This window comes from Acidobacteriota bacterium (genome assembly GCA_016715115.1).
Taxonomy (GTDB): domain Bacteria; phylum Acidobacteriota; class Blastocatellia; order Pyrinomonadales; family Pyrinomonadaceae; genus JAFDVJ01.
The window spans coordinates 191,190-208,041 of the sequence record JADKBM010000004.1 but is presented as its reverse complement, the minus strand read 5'-3'; the positions used below and the strand labels follow the sequence as shown (position 1 = coordinate 208,041).

The window sequence follows — 16,852 nt, the reverse complement described above, 5'->3', positions numbered from 1 at the left end:
TTCGGCACAGCACGATGCCTTGTTCGCAAATTACGGAATCAGTTTCTGAAAGATTTTTCTCAGGGGTAAGTCGTAAGACTAACACAAACGAGTGATTTGAATAAAGCAGGTGACGGCGGAAACCGGGAAATCGGTCGGGAACTATTCCGGGACGTGGGCGCCGAGTCTCTCTGCGAGCCGGGCCGAAAGGTCGACGGCCGATCGTGTCGCGCCGGCTTCGTCGCCGCCGGCCGAGGTCATCACGCGAACCATCGCGCCGTCGCTTCGGCGGCGGACCACGCTGTCCCATACCATATTGATCTTGTCGCGGTACTCGCTCGCTTCGGATCGGCCGCGGCCTTGGTACCAGTAGATCATCACCTCGCGGTAGGCGCCGTTTTCAATGATGTAGCGATTTGCCTTGAACGTCTTCCCGTCGGGCAAAGGGATCTCGATAAGTTCCGGTTCCTTCATTACCCAACCGGCTCCGGGAAGACAGTTCTGCGGACTGTGATAAGTCACTCCGGAGCGTTGCGAGGCGTAATAGCCGACGTAGACGTTGGCGATGCGCCCGTCGGTCAGAAGATACTCGCGCATCGTATAGTCAGAGGCTCTGAGAACGCTTTCAGTCGCTTCGCCAAACCTGATCTCGCCGCCTTTCTGGCGCCAGTCCCCGAGCGTCATCGAAAGTTCCGAAAGCGGCGCACGCTCAACCTGCGTTTCGCCGCGCCGGTCGAACCAATTGACGAAAACTCCGCCGACGACGAGGACCGCAATGACAAGCAAAACGCTTTGAGGCCTGGGATTCTCGATCTTCGATTGCGGGATTTCGGCGGCCCCGGTTCTTGTGCGATCGAACTTCTTAAGGACAAGATTCACGCCGATCAAAAGAAGGAGCGCGACGACGTAAACGAGCCAACCCGAAGCGTCGTGCCACGTGCCTTCGGTCGCGCGCTTTCCGAAATTGTACGTCAGCACGCCGGTCGCCGTGACGCGCGCGGCATTCGTCAGGACCGCGATCGGAATCGCCGCCAGCATCAGGATTGCCATCCGCCAAAAGTCGAAGCCGCCCAGCATCTCTCGAAAGTTCCCGAAGATCCGTCCGCGCCTTTCGCTGGTGAAATATCCGAGGATCAGCGCCAGCACCATCAACGTCATCAGCGAACGAATCCCGCTACAGGCCTCGACGACCTCGAGCGCGATGACCTGCGTTGCACCGCTCGGCAGGATCTCGATGACGTTGCCTTTGCGGACCGTCGGAACATCGAACAGACGAATCCCCCAAACCGCTGCCTGCGACGCCTGAAGCTGAAGCGGGAACGCGATCTTGTTGAAGATGATCTGCGGGATCGGGATCGAGAGCAAAAGCAGTCCGAACGGAACCGTCAAAAACCGGAGTATTCGGGAGCCGAAAAACCAGATCACCAATCCGGCGATCATCACGACCATCGAGATCCGCTGCGTAAAAAGTTCAGCGCCGAGTGTTCCGCCGAGAAGTAACAGGAACGCGGTGACGATGACCACGATGCCGAGGAGGCTCGACGGATTCAGTCGGATGGCGCGGATCTCATCCCACTCCGACCAGATGATGAATCCGATGACAAATGGCACGAGCAAGCCGTGAGAGTAATTCTCGTCGCTCCACCAATCGCGGCCGAGTTTTGTGAGCACGCCGGAATACAGGAACGCGAACGCCACAACGATCGCGAGCGGACGCCAGAAGAACTTCGGGTTTAACGAATCAGAATTCATTGACCGTGATTTTCGGGCCCGATCGACTTTGACGAAATCGAAAACCCGCATAATTGGCTTCCGGGACGCTCAAGCTGAAGGCCGTATTTGCCGACCGATGCTTCGTTGATATCCGGAACGTCTTATCAACAAACGTCAAATCCGGCGAATCTTCCGAAACGGAGTTAACGGATCGGTTCACGGAGCATCATTTCGGCGGTCTGTTTCGCGAGTTCGGCCGCTGCCGGATTCGATTCCTTAAGCTGCGCGATTTGCCGAAGCGCTTCTCCGGTGCGCGAAAGCAAACGAACGAGATCGCCTTCCTCGGCCTTCGAACGAAAGACGAGTTCGTCCCAATTCATCCCTCCGGCCCAGCATTCGGCCGCCGCCGCCGCGGAAAAGTTCAGATCGGGCGCCGGCTCGACGCCGAACTTCCATTCGACGTTCGAGACGTTGAAGACGATCTCCTCAAACTCGGTCAACAGATCGAGCACGCGATTCGACAGATAGATCTCGCCGTAATTCCTGTCGGAGTCGGCCGCGAGCGACGCCATCAGCGCGGCGGTTGTTTTAATGTCGAGACCGTCGAAGATCCCGCGGCTGATGGCCTCGCCGACCAGAAGCGGGCGGTCGACCCGAAGATCGGCGAGCCATTTCCCGCGTTCGGTAACGAGTTCGGCGGGGAAGTCGAGATAGCCGAAGTGATCGAGGACTCGTGCGCGGCGTTCGAACGGCTGCCAGATCTCGCCGCGCAGTGTTTCGATGTCGCGTTCCGTCGATTCGATCAACCCGGCGTCGTTCCAGAGTTCCCAAAGCAGTTGATTCGCTTCTCGTTTTTGATCTTCTGACAGACCGGCCGCGAGGAGACGGTCGATGGCGTCGCCGATAACCTCGACCGGCAGGTCCGAATCGACATTTATTGCGGCGATACGCGGTTCTTCGAGCGGCGTGTTCGTGCCGCGATAAATCTCGTCCAGGGCCTTGTCAAGCGAACGCTCTTCGAGCGGATAGGTCGTCTCAAAAACACGTCCGATCTGCGAAAGCGCGAGTGTCGCTCCCTGGCCGTCGTCGCGCATCGCAACCACCTTGTCGCCGAAAACGTTCAAGACGAGAAAGAATTTGCGGGAATTGCGGCCCCGGGTCACGATTCGGCCGGCCCCGACGTTGTCGCGCAGCCAGTTTTGACGAACCTCGGCGCGGGTTTGCGGTAGCTTCTCCTGCAGCCGAAGGCGCGCGCTTGTGAGCCGCTCGAAACCGCGAACGGAATCGACCGTCAATCCGAAACCGCTGCCGCCGAGCGCCTTTTCGATCTTTCCGGCGGTCGTCGAAACGGATCGTTCGAGCTGTGAGATCTGATGCGATGTCTCGCGAAAGGCAAAGCTCTTTTCGGCGATCTCGCGAACCTGGCTGAAACTCTTGAAGGCGTCAAGCAGGTTGAGAAGGCTCGAATAGGTCGCGCGGAAACGGCTCGTCAGCGCATCGGGCGGCGATTTCAACAACTGCGCGAGCTTCGGCGGATTCTGAAATTGCCCGGGCGCGAGGACGACGAATCCGACGTTGTCCTTGCCGCGGCGACCGGCGCGGCCTGTCATTTGCTGAAGCTCGGACGCCTGAAGCGAACGCCAGCCGTCGTTGCCGCGCGTGTCCGCGTTGGTCACGACGACGGTCCGCGCCGGAAAATCGACGCCGGCGGCGACCGTCGAGGTCGCGAAGATGGCGTTCAGGAGTCCGCCCGACATCATCTTTTCGACGAGCAGCTTCCACGCCGGAATGTGTCCGGCGTGATGAGCCGCAACGCCTCCGCGAAGCAGTATCTTTCGATGCTTGTGCGATTTGATCTCCGGGAATTGGGCGACATACTCGTCGAAGAGTTTCTGTCTTTTCGCCTCCTTTTCGGGATCGGTGCGCTGCGAGCGGTCGCCCGCGACCTCGGTCGCGGCCTCGTCGCATTTCCGCCGCGTAGGCAGAAAGATGATCGCCGGCAGCAGGTTATAGTTCCTGAGCGACGTGATCAGCTTGGGCGGCGGAATCTCGGGCAGTTTGAATCTCACACTCGTTGAATTCTAGCTTATTCTGCCGGGGGTGGGAAGAAAGCGCTGTTGGGAGCGGAGAATGTCAACCGACGGGTTTGTCGCCGACATTATCGAATCAATCCGGGCAGGTTCACTTCCGGCGGCCAAACGAGGTCGCCGGACCGTTGGATGTTCCTCGAAAAACGAGGCTGATCTCGGATTATCCTTGCCTTTGCTGATAGATGTGCGCTGCAGCGCCGATGATCAGGCTGATCAGCGCGATGATGTCAGCATAAAAGACACGCGCAATTTGGGAATTGTACCCGCCAACGGCCGACGCGAGCCAAATGAATGAAACGACGCTGACTAAACCAGCGATGAAGGCCGCTGTCTGATATTGCGGCTTGAAAGCAGCGAAAAGAAGGAAGAATCCAAGAATCCCGAACAAAACCGCCCGGTGGCGCATCAGGATCGAAAGATTCGGATCTTCGAATGAAAGTCCGTAAAGCGCCGTCAGACGTTGGTTCCCGAGCGCCCCGGCGAGGGGGAGAATGTGGATCACCGCTACCACAACCAACATTGCCGATATTATGTATCGCATAGAATTCTCCTGACGCTCCGCCCACGAGCGCTACGGTGCCGGGAATCTCAGCGCCTCGCGCATTACCTGAAAGATCCAGTTTTGCTCCATCGAGCCGCGGACGAGGTTCGAACCCGGGCCGATGGCGTAGATCGCGACGTCCTCGCCGCCGTGTGTTTCGCTCGCCAGCGGAACCAACGCTTCCTGCTTGTAATCGGGATCGGTCACTTTTTCCGGATCGGGTTGCTGGCGCGGTGTCACCTTTCGCGCGCCGGGACCGTTTTGATAGCCGAGCGTCGTGTACGGCCGGCCATCGGCGTCCTTGTCGTATTTGCTGTCCGGATCGCCTTTTTCATCGGCCGATCTGACCAACCCGAGAATGTTGTTGCCGCGCGTCGGATAGCCGGCCATCAGGAATGTGTGACTGTGGTCGGCGGTGACGATGATCAGCGTGTCTTTAAGGTCGACCTTCGAGACGGCCGCGCGGACCGCGTTCGAGAGTTCGATTGTTTCGGTCAGCGCCCGAAACGCGTTGCCTTCGTGATGCGCGTGATCGATCCGGCCGCCTTCGACCATCAGAAAATAGCCTTTCTTGTTTTTCGAAACGATGTCGATCGCCTTCGAGGTCATTTCCGTTAGCGACGGCTCGCCTCCCTTATCCTTTGGGCGGTCGTATTCGTAATTGACGTGAGAGGGTTCGAAAAGACCGAGCAGGTGCTTAGTCTTTTTGGCGTCGATCCGATCGAAGCCCTCTTTGTTCCAAACGTACTCCGAGTCCTTGAATTTCGCGCCCCACTCGGCCGTTAGGTCGCGGCCGTCGAGCCGCTCTCCGATCTTCGTTGAATACTCGGGATCGTTCGTCGTTTTCGGCAGGAACTTCGAGCGTCCGCCGCCGATCGCAACTTCCAGGCCGTCGCCGACCGGAAACTCGATCAATTGGCGCGCGATATCGGGAAATCCGGTCTTGCGCGCGTCGGCCGGCAGTTGCGCGTCCGATTCCCAGTCGCGGTTCGACGTGTGCGCGTAACACGCCGCGGGCGTCGCGTGCGTGATGCGCGCGGTCGAAACGACGCCGGTCGAAAGGCCGCGCTCTTCGGCCATCTCGAGGATCGTCGGCACGCGGCTCGCGGCGACCGTCCGGTAATCGTTGCGGACGACGGTTTGATCGACAGACAAAGCGCCTTCGTCGGTTTTTACGCCGGTCACTATTGCTGCCATCGTCGGGGCCGAATCCGACGTTTGCTGGTTAACGCTATATGTTTTCGACAGTGCGAGATTCGGAAATTCTTCGAAGCTCAGGCGGTTTTCCTCGCCACTCTCGCCGCGCAGCTGGCCTTCGAGAATGCGGCTCGCCGTCAGCGTCGAGATTCCCATCCCGTCGCCGATGAACAGGATAACGTTCTTGGCGCGGCCGATCTTTCCGGCGACAGCTTTGTTCCGCTCGATCGCCCTTTTGCCGTCCGCATACCAGAACGCCCGGTTTTCCTGTCGTTTGACCGGAAACGGCGGCGGGACTTTCTCGTCAACCTGCGCCCGCAAGGGAACCGAACAAAAAAGCGCCACGATCAAAACGAGCCGGGCAAAAATGTCGATTTTCTTCATAACGGGCATTTTATATCGGTCAGCCCCGAAGACGAAGAGGAGGCAAGCGGGAATTCCCGATTCGAAGGCGGAGTCCCGCATTCGGGCGCCGTTAAGAGAAGTGAAATGGGGAATGAACCCAAATTACGCATTAGCTGTCCAGGCGCAGGAATCAGTCGTTTCTTCCTATTGCCTGCGTTCCTTTCAGGCGCGGCCGATTCGTTAGACAGATATTAGGTTCGAACGGGGCAACCTTTAGAAACACCCGGACTGTGCGTAAAGCTGTGCCCGCCGCGAGATAATGTCCGAGGCGGGCGGGCTCAACGAACTGATCCGGCGGCCGAATGGCCGGATCGCTCTTACTTCAAACTTAGACAGGCTGAAATACCGGACGAATCGTCGTCGGCCGCACTCGTGATCAAGCCAAGGCCAAGATCAGCATAAAACTCTTCCCACCCGTCCAATAGGATCGAAATTACGCTTTGCCGGCGCTTTCGTGCTTTTCCGGTTCTCTTCTAACGCCGATCAGAGTTATTCGGCTCATTGAGCCAAATTAATCCGCTATTGTCGCCGGCCTCTGTACCAAAAGCCGCCCCCGCCGAATAAAAGTACCAGAACTACAATAATAATGATTAACGTTGTTGTATCCATTGTTTTTCTCCTTTCCAATCGCTGCAGTGCCATCAGACGGACACGCTCACGATCCCGATTAACCGTGGTGTACAAAAATGGAAATCATTCGTGGTGATCAACCGATAAACCTTGTACGCTGCGGTAATCTTATATCCATTATCAACCAGACAATATTTTTCACCGTGCGATAACGCACAGATTGCCGCCCTATTTAGGCGCAAATCATGGTTGAATCCGGATCGAAGCAGTGAAGGTTCGCGGGTGCGTGAGGGAAACGCAGGTTTGGTACATATCAGCCGACATTGGATCAGCGATCTGAATCTACTTCTTCAAGCGTGCGGAGCACGCGAACTTGCGATAGCACCACGTGAAGCGGAGCGGAACGTGGTGACCGATCGAATGGCGTCCAAAGCGTGTGTAACACGCGCAACTCTTCGTGGCTGCAAAAGGTCCGCGTGTTTCGCACGCTCACCTGAATTGTCCGCTACTGACACCTGGGTTTCGCACCGCTTCACGTGGTGCTATCGTCCGTGCGTGTGCTCCGCACACTGAATCCGTTTTTCCGAATGGCTCCACGGCAAACTTCTACCGCGTGGCGGACACTCTGAAATCTGAAATTTGAGATTCGAGGTCCCGATGGCGATTTCCGAGGACGAACCATGCGCGACAATTGCCAAACGCCAAGGGTTCTTTTCGACATTTGAGGATCTTAATGCTTGAAGCCAACTGGGCTGATCGCGGGATTTTTAACAGAAGAACTAGAAGGTACGTTTTGGGGTACAGTGGACGAAAATGAAAAAGAGTCATCTTGACGATGACTCTAAAACCTCTGGTTTTATTGATGATAATGGCGGAGCCGACGGGACTCGAACCCGCGACCTCCAACGTGACAGGCAAGTATTCGAGCTTCTAAAAGAGGGTTAAATATGCCTGTTTTCAGGCACTTAGCAAAAACAAGCAACTAGGTTTCGACTTAGTTGCTTTATTTATGCGGAGTATTTTGGGTACGTTTTTGGGTACCTTTTCTATCAAACTGCTTTACCCCTAAATTGCTTTGCGGTTATCATCGCCGGACGATGAATCCACGCGGATTAGCCTTCATAGCAATTGGGATTGGATTCTGTTTATTAACGGCTGGAATTTATTTGGCGGTTTAACCAACCGCAACATCGCAAGCTGTCCAAAATACACCCACAGCACAGGCGAATAGCTCCAATATGACGGTTTCGGCATAGCGAACGCGAACCTCGGTTTCGTGCCAGTCGTCCGTAATTTGTTGGCTGGGAGACAGGGATTCGAACTCCGATAGGCAGATCCAGAGACTGCAGTCCTACCATTGTCCCCTCAGCTTTATGAAATCAATAACTTAAAAGCGTCTCTTCGAAACGCTTTTCACTTAGTCTGAATATCAAAAATACTCAGTTTTGTGCAGCAATTACTTTACCATATTTATGTTTAATATGTATAATCACCGGATATGTCTAAATGGATTCTAACTGTCATTGCTTTGATACTAGCAGCGTCGGGCGCACTGTTTATTTATGTCTGGTGGAGTGAGCGTAGTGAGACTGTAGAAGTACAAAAAACCGCTGGCGGCCAGAACGTAATGGTTAACGGACAGCCAGAATTTGCTCCCAGTCCAGATACCTATAAGTTCGCGGTCCATAAAGGCATTTGGGGAGACCCCGCTATCTTTATTCCCAGGGGAACTTACGTGAGGGTTACTTCTGATAAACCATTCACTATGAAACTTGGAGATAGAGACCGAATGGAAGGCGTGATGCTAAACAACACCGGTTTTACAACTCGGCATATGGTCGTTACTCCAGACTGGGACGAAAAGTATTCGACACTTTATAACGATGATGCGTCGAGCGTGGTCAGTTTTGAGCCATTCATGAAAAACAGAGTAGTGACTGACTCTCAATTGCCCCTATTGGTGAAATCCGAACTTGACGCCAACATTCTGGTCGAGACCTGGAAGATACCGCTTATTCTTAAACGGAAATAATGCTTATTGCTGGAATAATATTGATCCTCGTGGCTATCGCTTTGGTGGTCTGGCTGGTCTTTTATTCCTTCAACCCTTCCAGTAAAGAACTTAGCGAACAGGTAAAAAACATTGGTGACCGTTACGACCCGAATATCAAACAAGCGGCCGCTAGGAGGCAGTCAAACAAAGCTATTACACGAGCAGCACTGGCGTCCGAGTTGAAACAAGAGGTGTCTGCGGTTCATGAACTCGATACGACAAAGACTAAGGCTGTTTTTTTAAGTGATCACACTCTTCCCCGGTTAGAACGCGAAGAAGAACTTTCGCTTACGCAGCATCAGCACGCAATAGACAGTCTTAATCTTCAGCGCAACCTCATTTCTTACGCCCAGGCTAGCGGCATGGACGTAACAACGTATTTGGAGGTTCTGAAGACACGTGCCCTAAACGAAGCGGAGATCCAGAAAATCGAAGCTCAGGCACAAGCCAACCTAAACGGTGGGTTTATTCTCCAGCTTCAGGCTTATCAGCGTCTTGCAATGCTCAGAGATAATTTAGATGCGCTTTATGAGCGTGAACACCAGATTCAAATCGGCAATGACCCTGAAACTGTAAAAATAAAGAAACTGGGACAAGTAACCGAAGACATCAAAGTTTTAGAGGAGGATATAGGTGGCAGAAGACAGAGATTACTTCAAGCTTTTGACGAAAAAGACTCTGAAGGAAGCGACGAGGATTCCGACCTTAGATGAGGTTGTATCTAAGCAATGGAAATCCCTTCACGCCCATAAAAAAGATGAGCTTTTGTCTATAGGGCGGTCTCTAAATCAAGGCGATTTATGGGTAACCCAGGCGGAGCGTGAAAACCACTTCTGGGTATTAGGCTCAACAGGTGAAGGTAAGTCGCGTTTTCTGGAGTACCTGATCCGCAAAGATATAGACCGCCTTAAGGCCGACGCTCACCTATCCAAGAATAAACGCCGGTCGTGTTCGCTTTGTTTTATAGATCCCACCCCCCAAGGCAAGATTGCACATAACGTTCTCAACTACTGCGCTTCGATTGGTTTCAAGAAAGTCTTTCTGATTGACGCTCACCAGATTTCGTTTTCACAGAAAGTTCCGTGCATCAATCCGATTGACTACAACTACTCAAATATTGTCGATTCAGTGGACTACCTGAAAGACGCCTTCCGAGTTTTGTTCGAGGTTGAGGACGAGTCAAAGACAGCCTACATTACGACGTACCTGACCGCGATTTTTACTATACTGCACTATGCAGGATTAACGTTGCGGGAGCTAATTTATTTCACAATGCCTTTTGTTAAAGGTGATCAGGAGTCGATTCAGTATGCTGAAAAACGCGAAGAGATTTACCTGTTGGTCGAGAGAAGACTCCAGTCCATCCCCCTCCAGCATCGTGATATAGTTAAGAAACACCTATCAGAACTTCGATTCGCGTTCAGTAACATTCCAAATTTCACACGAGAGTTTGGCTCCACCGCACGAAGAATCAATACGTTGGTGAACAATCCAAACCTCACGCTGATCCTGGGCCACCGGCGAGGAATCAAGATTGATAAATTGATTTCGGACGGATGGGTGCTTCTAGTTAATGCATCGACAGGTGGAGGCCTCGGCACGCTCCAGACCCGCCTACTTGCCACCATCGTTATCAACCAGCTTATTCAGTCCATTGAAAGGATGCGCCACAACGGGTTTGATAAACCTTTCTATCTCTACCTAGACGAAGCGCAGCAGTACGCGACGGACAAACTGGTGGAGGTTCTTAACACGAAGAGGAACATCAAGCTCCGCATGATTCTTTCTAATCACTACCCGAGTCAGTTCAAACCGAAGGTAATGAAATCGGTGGAGAGCCAGACTAAAACGAAAATTGCTTTCTACGTTGAGGACAATACCGAGCGCAAGAATGTTGCCAGCCAATTCTATGGTGGCTCGATTCCAATCAACCAGGTGGAATACGCTCTAAGGCAGCAGCAGAAACGCCAGGCAGTGATGAAACTAGGTAAAGACGGAGCGGTGATAGCGAAGACTCATGAGGTTCCTGACGCTAAGATAGATAAGCAATTCTTGACCGATTTAATAAGTTCGAATAACTACGCAACAATTAACGAAATCTTTGAAGACTATGATGACCGATTCCCCACTCTGGAGGGTGCTGAAGGCACTTCATCTGGAAAAACACATGACCGCAAAACAGCTAACAAAGCTAATGTACCCGGAACAGGATCAAAAGACCGCGTACGAAAAGGTGTCAAAAAACCTCCAGAAACTCCGGAAACAGGGACTATTAAAATCTAAGTCTTACGGTCTCATTCCTAAGAAAGGAGCCTCAGAATACTTCTGGTCTCTTGCTAAGCACGACATAAACAAAGAATACGGTTACGTTCCTCCCAGAGCAGAAGTCCATGCGAACAAGTACACGCACGAAAAACTCTGTACCGATGTTTTTGTCGCACTTGCTATTACCGGAGTTCTCGAAGACTGGAAGGCTCATACCAAGATTGCCAACGGCGTGATTCCCGACCGTACGGCAAAGATTGGCGGGGAGACTTACTTCTTTGAAATCGAGCGTGGGACCCAGAATGCAATCGCTCAAAAACTTTGGGCTTACCAACAACACTACAGGCAATCAAAGGAAGATTTCCGAGTCATCTTTCTCGTGATGGATCAATCCCAGATAGATGCCGGCCAGAAGATATTAGACAAGGCGACGAACCACTATTCGATAATACTGCACTCGGATTTCTGCCAAAATCCCTTTGCTGAATAGTTCCATTACGAGTTCCAATATGAGTTCCAAAAGGCTGGAATCAAAAAGGCTCTGACACCCCTATATTCACGAGCTTTTATCTCCCTATTGCCAGATGAGATAAGGGCAGTCAGAGCGTTCCGCAGTACGCCTCCGCTTTGCGTTCGGCATAAGTAGAATTGGTTGTAGGTGTAGAGACGATTGGTCTGATTCTTGAGAGAATCGGTAATCGTCTTTTTTGTTTGGTGTGAAACGTGGGATAGGAGGTATCTGGGTTTCTGGTTTAGTAGGTTACAACGGGGAACGGTAGAAGGTATTTTATTTTGTGTTTAGTGGGTAGTCGTTTGGTTGATCCAAAGACAGCCAAAAGAGAGTGGTAGGCATACTCACAGTCTTCGCATTTTACCCGACAGCTTACCGTGTCAAGAATAGGTTGTTATTTATCCCTCCCGCTTATGTTTATTGAGGTTTTGTTTTTAGAGAGGAGGAGGAGTCGAGAGTAGTTTTTAGTTTGGTAGAGGCGTGAGCATAAATTATTCATTCTTGACACTGGGTAAGCAATCAGTCGGGTTGATGCGAGACATAGTGAGTGATGCCAGCTAGCTGACTATTTAATTATTAGCCGGTGAAAGGTTTTGTATGGGACGAGATTTTAGGTTTGGGAATCCGTATCAATATGCATATTCAAGATGTAACCATAGCCCGAGGAGGATGTTGTTCTACCGCTTGTCAGTTGTTTTCAATTTAGGCTTTATTACGGGAGCCGTGATGAAAGGAGTTCTATGAGATTCGCGCTTGGAACGTTGTGAGCAACGCCAGCGGCAAAGGAGCAGATGAAATCGGTTGGGATTGACGAGATTGAGTTACCGGGGATGAAGAAGCTGTGGATCAGCGGTTGAGAATCTTTTCGGCCTGTACGTATGGTCGAGTGAAATTTTGGGTAACAACGGAAGCAGACAGAAGTGCAACGACGATTTTATTGCCGTCAGAATATTAAAGCTTTTATATGATTATCAAATGTATTAGGTGTAGCAAAGTATAGAGTCCAGGAGAGGTTCATGATAACAAGGGTAAATGTCCGTTATGTCACCTCAATGAATATCTATTCTTTGTGAAGAATCACGTTGAAAATTAGAGAATAGCCCGGCTTCGGTCGGGCTTTTTTCTTGTTCCGTTACCTCAATAAGGGATTTGCTAGTATGCAGATAACAAGTTACCTCTAAGGCTCCCCAAAGGGCTAGCCTTGCGAACGCTTTTCATTAACCCGAAAGTGGCGGTGTGTTCCGACTGTCAGATTTTTCAAGACGGCGAATATCTACTATTATTAAGGGACACCCAGCACGTATACGTGAAATCGCCTGTTCCCGACCCACACGGTCAAGCAATACAAAAGGATAATATTCGATCAACTTCGGGAACAAAACCCCGACTTGTATATCTAGCTATTTAACTATTGACGCCCTTCCAATGCTCGACGAGAAACGAAAACGCCTAAAAAAATACACTCGCGAAAAACCCGAAAATTTACCACCGCGTCGAATCACTCCACGATCGATCGAGATAATAGATATAATTCACCGCTACAAATTTATCCCGACGTCTTTGATCGTTCGCCTTGTCGATGGCGACATAAGAACCACGGAGCGACACTTGCAGAACCTTTATCATCAAAGGTTGATTAACCGTTTTGCTTTTCCCTCGACCTACTACCCTACTGAGTTCAATTACTACCTAGATACGAGGGCCGCCTTAAAGCTTCTTATCGATAATAACTATAAAATAGAGGAAGCCGATTACGAGGTTATAAGCAATAACCGGGAGAAGGATTACTGCACCGTTACCATGGGACGCGAGATGGTAAAGATGCAAGGCCGCCTAATGCACCTGCACCACGAGCTAATGATCTCAAGGTTTCACTACATGGTAGAGAAAGCTTGTGACAAATCCGGCGATAAGGTGAAATTGTTGGGCTTTTATCAAGGTTCACAGCTTTGGAATAACATCGAAGTATCCAAGGTTTACTATGATCGAGACGGCCGGCTGATAGAATCCGACGCAACCGAGAGACTACCACACCGGCCGGATGCATTCTTTGCTCTACACTTTCCAGACCGTGAGGGCGACGAGCAGACACAATGTTTTTTCTACGAGGCCGATCGGAAAACCACATCGGTAAAGAAGATGCAAAAGAAACTACGCGCTCACTTCCACTATATAGTGAAGCAAAAAAAGCACGTCGAAGATTACGGAGTAAATCGGATTCGAGCGGTCCTGGTCGAATCGACAGAAGACCACTGGACAAATACGCTGCGAACGACTGCGGGACATCCGACCGTTTCCGGAAGTAAGCCCAGTCCCCTGTTTTGGTTCACGCCCTCGGACCTGGCCTTTGAAAAATTAATACCGGTAACGATAAAAGGTGCTGAAAAACACATTCCCATTTATCTTGAGAAGCCGGAATTGGTTTTTGCGAAGATCTGGGCGACACCGGCCGAGTCCGACGATAATCCGGTATTTCAATCACTAATCGATTAAGTCAATGCGCGGATATAAATGGATCTGTGGAAGGCTCAACTCGTCGTCGACTAAATACTCCAGAGCGATTCCACCTGTCCGAGCATAAGACAATAACAACTGGACCGGCGGTTCACGTTTGTCGTTTTCGAACTCGGATATCTGCCCAGAAGTCAGTGGGCTATGTGTATAATTCAGGCTCTTCACCATTTCCTCCTGAGTAAGACCTAAGTCCTGTCGAATTTGTCGAAGTTTTGAGGCTAGATGAATTGGTTTTGGCCGGCGTGAACGTCCCATCAGATCCCTCCTTTCGCAACGTCGTCCGATGGTCTAATCTTGCTAATACTCCTAAATAGGAGTATTCTTTTCTTGTTTAGTGGTGTTGCCCTTAGCTCACACTTTAACGAGGTGAATACAATCGCCATTTATAAGGAAAAGATCGCCGATAGGGATGATCAAAACATTTCAGATTATGAGTCACAAACGACCTAAATACAATCGAGGTTAGGAAGATGATCACGTGCTCACATTGCAATTATTATGAGAACCCGGCCGGGAATAATTACTGTCTGGGATGCGGAAACAAACTGCCGACAACTTTCGAGAGATGGCATCGACTCCTCTTGGCTCTCTGGGTCCTCGTAATCGGAACGTTGTTGTTCTTCATTCCGGAACGTCTGCCTCGTCTTGCGCGAGAAAAAGACAACGGCTCAAATATTCCCACCACGTCCAAGGAATTGCCTCCCGAAATCAATCCTAACGGGATTTATCACTCTGAGGTTACTCTTGCCGATGGTTCGACCGGGGCGTTCGACATATATGTCCTGGATAAAAAGTACGTCTGGGAAACAGGCAGCGAAAGTGTCGTTGAGGGACTGGGTGACTTGTCACAGAAGAACAAGTGGAAAACTGCCTTTAGCGAGAGACTACAGGAACTGCTAAAGAATGCCAACGAAATCATAGTAGTTGGAACTGCTGATATCCGAAGCGCCACAGAAAGAGAAAACGCTCGTGCGGGAAACCGTTCTAGAACTCTACTAAACGTTGTGACCGAAATTAGAGGAAATGGTCAAACAGCTTTCAATTGGAATCTTGGGCAATGGAAAGGTTCCAGGAAAGTATCGTTCGAAGATCAGAGGCGTTTGATTTTTATCGAAGTCGTTCGACGATCAGCAGGAGCTGACTTGAAAGAAGGGGTCAGAAAGGCACTCGAAGAACATCAGACCGCCCAGCCAATATTTACGGACTTGCTCTATTCCTATTCGAAGAGCAACGCCTTCGAGATCAGATGAAAATAAACGACGACGATCGACGCATAATATTCCTTATCCTGGTTCTTCTCACCGGATTACCCGTTCCGCTCTTTCTCTTCGGCGTGATTTCTCGCGAAACAGCATACTTGTTCTTTCTGGCGGCCGTTGGATCGGTCATGGTTTACCTAGTCGCCTCTTTTTTTATGAGAAATGCGTGCGAATTATCAGAACTGAGTGTGACAACCAAAGTAAAACCGATCGGCCCGCGTGACTTTGACTCGTCTGAAGTGGAAACAGTACAACTTCGCGACAAGGGTTAGTTTTCTTAGTTCAACGTCTTTCGAGAAACCCGAATTGGTTTTACGAAGATCGGGGCAAGGCTGGCGGATCTCGACAAGCAGCCAGTATTTCAATCATTATCAACTAACACCCAAAGAAAGTTCTACACAAATGTCTCAGTCCCCTTTCAAATGCTCTGTGTGCCGCAGATCCTTTTCAAGTCATGCGATGCTCAAGACCCACTATCAGGAGCATCAAAAGCAAACAAGGCACTGCGGCACCTGCGGAGCAAATTATAAGAAGAACGCGTATCATCGATGCTAGGCCGTCAGAACACTATGAATAATGAAACGTTTAATAAATTAGCGTTCGATATTTGGGAAGAGAATTTCAGTCCGAGTGAGAATGTATATGTGCCACTAATACTCCCACCCCTGATTCATAGCGGTCTGCTCTTCATTGGCAACAATCCGTCATTCAGCCCTGCCGGTTTTAGAAGATTCTTGACCGACACCGCACATTCAAACATTGATCCAGAACAATTCTTTTTATGGGCAAATCGAAACGCCTTGAATCTTACTTCTGCGATTGAAATAGAGCGCTTTGCCAAAGATAAGTATCCCTACTTCGCCAAGTTTCGAGATATTGCCATGCACGCGAGCCTCGAATGGGAACACATCGATCTTTTCTTTTTTCGTGAGACCAGCCAAAAAGATTTCAAAGAAAGGATATTAAGAAATAACAAGCTGACAGCGTTCGCTGAAGCCCAGCTAAAATTATCAAAAGACCTGGTTCAACACATCGATCCGAAGATTATTGTGGTGGTAAACGCTTTTGCGTCGGACTTATTTCAAACACAATTCGAAACAACATTTAATGAAGAATTCGGATACTACCAGGTTCAACTAAGTGGCCGAATGGTTCCAGTCTTTTTGGGATCCATGCTCACCGGCCAACGCGCGATGGATAGATTTTCATATCAGCGGCTACGTTGGCATGTAAAGAAAGCTGCGGCGGCTTTGAGATAGGTTCAAAGTCACGCCGAAATTGCAATTTTGCAAGTCAGACCCCATTTCTTGCCTTTTCTTCCGGAGCGTCATGACAGATCCCACAACTCAATGATGATCCAGCCGCCATGAAGGTCAGCTATGAGTTGATCGAGTTCTTCTACGGTCGGTGGCGGAGGCATTTCGCCCAACTGTATGGAACCGTCAGGCTCGGAAATGATCTTTGCGTCCATCTCCGTAGGAATGATCGAACCGTCCGGTCGTACGCGCTCGGCGAAACGTTCATTAAGTTTGTGGACTTCGTCCGGCCAGAATAGTCCGGCAAGCGGGTAGCCACTCCCCTGCATCCGCGAGTCCCGCGCCAATTCCCACCCGTCGAACCACGGTACGTTACGTGTCCACGCTGCGACTGGGGTTCCTTTGTAAGAGAACCCGGGAACGCCGATCAAGTGCACACTAAAGCCGAGAGCCATATGTTTCAGATGTGGTCATAGATGATCATACGCAAGCTCGAAAG

15 protein-coding genes are annotated in these 16,852 nt (G+C 50.7%); 9 read left to right on the top strand and 6 right to left on the bottom strand.

Annotation, left to right across the window (positions count from 1 at the left end; translation table 11 throughout):
- Window positions 1-141: 141 nt before the first annotated feature.
- The 4 genes from epsI to IPN69_03115 all read right to left on the bottom strand — a co-directional run bounded on the left by epsI (window position 142) and on the right by IPN69_03115 (window position 5,904).
- Window positions 142-1,731, bottom strand: coding sequence for an EpsI family protein (gene epsI, locus IPN69_03130; protein MBK8809707.1), 1,590 nt, complete (start codon window positions 1,729-1,731; stop codon window positions 142-144).
- Window positions 1,732-1,895: 164 nt separating this feature from the next.
- Window positions 1,896-3,761 carry a hypothetical protein gene (locus tag IPN69_03125; protein MBK8809706.1) on the bottom strand — a complete coding sequence of 622 codons (1,866 nt, stop codon included), beginning with the start codon at window positions 3,759-3,761 and terminating at the stop codon, window positions 1,896-1,898.
- 181 nt (window positions 3,762-3,942) lie between these two features.
- Window positions 3,943-4,323 carry a phosphopantetheine adenylyltransferase gene (locus tag IPN69_03120; GenBank protein ID MBK8809705.1) on the bottom strand — a complete coding sequence of 127 codons (381 nt, stop codon included), beginning with the start codon at window positions 4,321-4,323 and terminating at the stop codon, window positions 3,943-3,945.
- Window positions 4,324-4,353: 30 nt separating this feature from the next.
- Window positions 4,354-5,904 (bottom strand): alkaline phosphatase, encoded by a 1,551-nt coding sequence (locus IPN69_03115; GenBank protein MBK8809704.1) that lies wholly within the window; start codon window positions 5,902-5,904, stop codon window positions 4,354-4,356.
- Window positions 5,905-7,993: 2,089 nt separating this feature from the next.
- Between IPN69_03115 and IPN69_03110 the strand changes: the two genes are divergently transcribed.
- From IPN69_03110 to IPN69_03090, 5 genes are all read left to right on the top strand, one after another.
- The gene (locus tag IPN69_03110; GenBank protein MBK8809703.1) at window positions 7,994-8,527 is read left to right on the top strand and encodes a hypothetical protein; all 534 of its coding nucleotides are present in this window, start codon (window positions 7,994-7,996) and stop codon (window positions 8,525-8,527) included.
- The gene (locus IPN69_03105) at window positions 8,527-9,261 is read left to right on the top strand and encodes a hypothetical protein (protein ID MBK8809702.1); all 735 of its coding nucleotides are present in this window, start codon (window positions 8,527-8,529) and stop codon (window positions 9,259-9,261) included. The genes IPN69_03110 and IPN69_03105 overlap by 1 nt, the downstream gene beginning before the upstream one ends.
- Window positions 9,182-10,831: a hypothetical protein gene (locus tag IPN69_03100; GenBank protein MBK8809701.1), complete on the top strand. Its 1,650-nt coding sequence runs from the start codon at window positions 9,182-9,184 to the stop codon at window positions 10,829-10,831. The genes IPN69_03105 and IPN69_03100 overlap by 80 nt, the downstream gene beginning before the upstream one ends.
- Complete coding sequence (locus IPN69_03095) at window positions 10,716-11,303, top strand: replication-relaxation family protein (GenBank protein ID MBK8809700.1); 588 nt, start codon at window positions 10,716-10,718, stop codon at window positions 11,301-11,303. The genes IPN69_03100 and IPN69_03095 overlap by 116 nt, the downstream gene beginning before the upstream one ends.
- Before the next feature lie 1,446 nt (window positions 11,304-12,749).
- Window positions 12,750-13,817, top strand: coding sequence for a replication-relaxation family protein (locus tag IPN69_03090; protein MBK8809699.1), 1,068 nt, complete (start codon window positions 12,750-12,752; stop codon window positions 13,815-13,817).
- On the opposite strand, the gene IPN69_03085 is transcribed toward IPN69_03090, so the two are convergent.
- On the bottom strand, window positions 13,806-14,093 hold the full coding sequence (locus tag IPN69_03085; GenBank protein ID MBK8809698.1) for a helix-turn-helix transcriptional regulator: 288 nt from the start codon (window positions 14,091-14,093) through the stop codon (window positions 13,806-13,808). The two genes, IPN69_03090 and IPN69_03085, sit on opposite strands and share 12 nt — an antisense overlap.
- A gap of 356 nt (window positions 14,094-14,449) precedes the next feature.
- Between IPN69_03085 and IPN69_03080 the strand changes: the two genes are divergently transcribed.
- Genes IPN69_03080 through IPN69_03065 form a run of 4 tightly spaced genes read left to right on the top strand, consistent with a single transcriptional unit; the run spans window position 14,450 to window position 16,356 of the window.
- Window positions 14,450-15,088, top strand: coding sequence for a hypothetical protein (locus tag IPN69_03080; GenBank protein ID MBK8809697.1), 639 nt, complete (start codon window positions 14,450-14,452; stop codon window positions 15,086-15,088).
- Window positions 15,085-15,369, top strand: a complete 285-nt coding sequence (locus IPN69_03075) for a hypothetical protein (GenBank protein ID MBK8809696.1) — start codon at window positions 15,085-15,087, stop codon at window positions 15,367-15,369. The genes IPN69_03080 and IPN69_03075 overlap by 4 nt, the downstream gene beginning before the upstream one ends.
- A gap of 34 nt (window positions 15,370-15,403) precedes the next feature.
- Window positions 15,404-15,652, top strand: coding sequence for a hypothetical protein (locus IPN69_03070; GenBank protein MBK8809695.1), 249 nt, complete (start codon window positions 15,404-15,406; stop codon window positions 15,650-15,652).
- A 14-nt stretch (window positions 15,653-15,666) separates the two neighbouring features.
- Window positions 15,667-16,356, top strand: coding sequence for a hypothetical protein (locus tag IPN69_03065; protein MBK8809694.1), 690 nt, complete (start codon window positions 15,667-15,669; stop codon window positions 16,354-16,356).
- A 68-nt stretch (window positions 16,357-16,424) separates the two neighbouring features.
- On the opposite strand, the gene IPN69_03060 is transcribed toward IPN69_03065, so the two are convergent.
- Window positions 16,425-16,808, bottom strand: coding sequence for a hypothetical protein (locus IPN69_03060; protein ID MBK8809693.1), 384 nt, complete (start codon window positions 16,806-16,808; stop codon window positions 16,425-16,427).
- Window positions 16,809-16,852 lie beyond the last annotated feature (44 nt).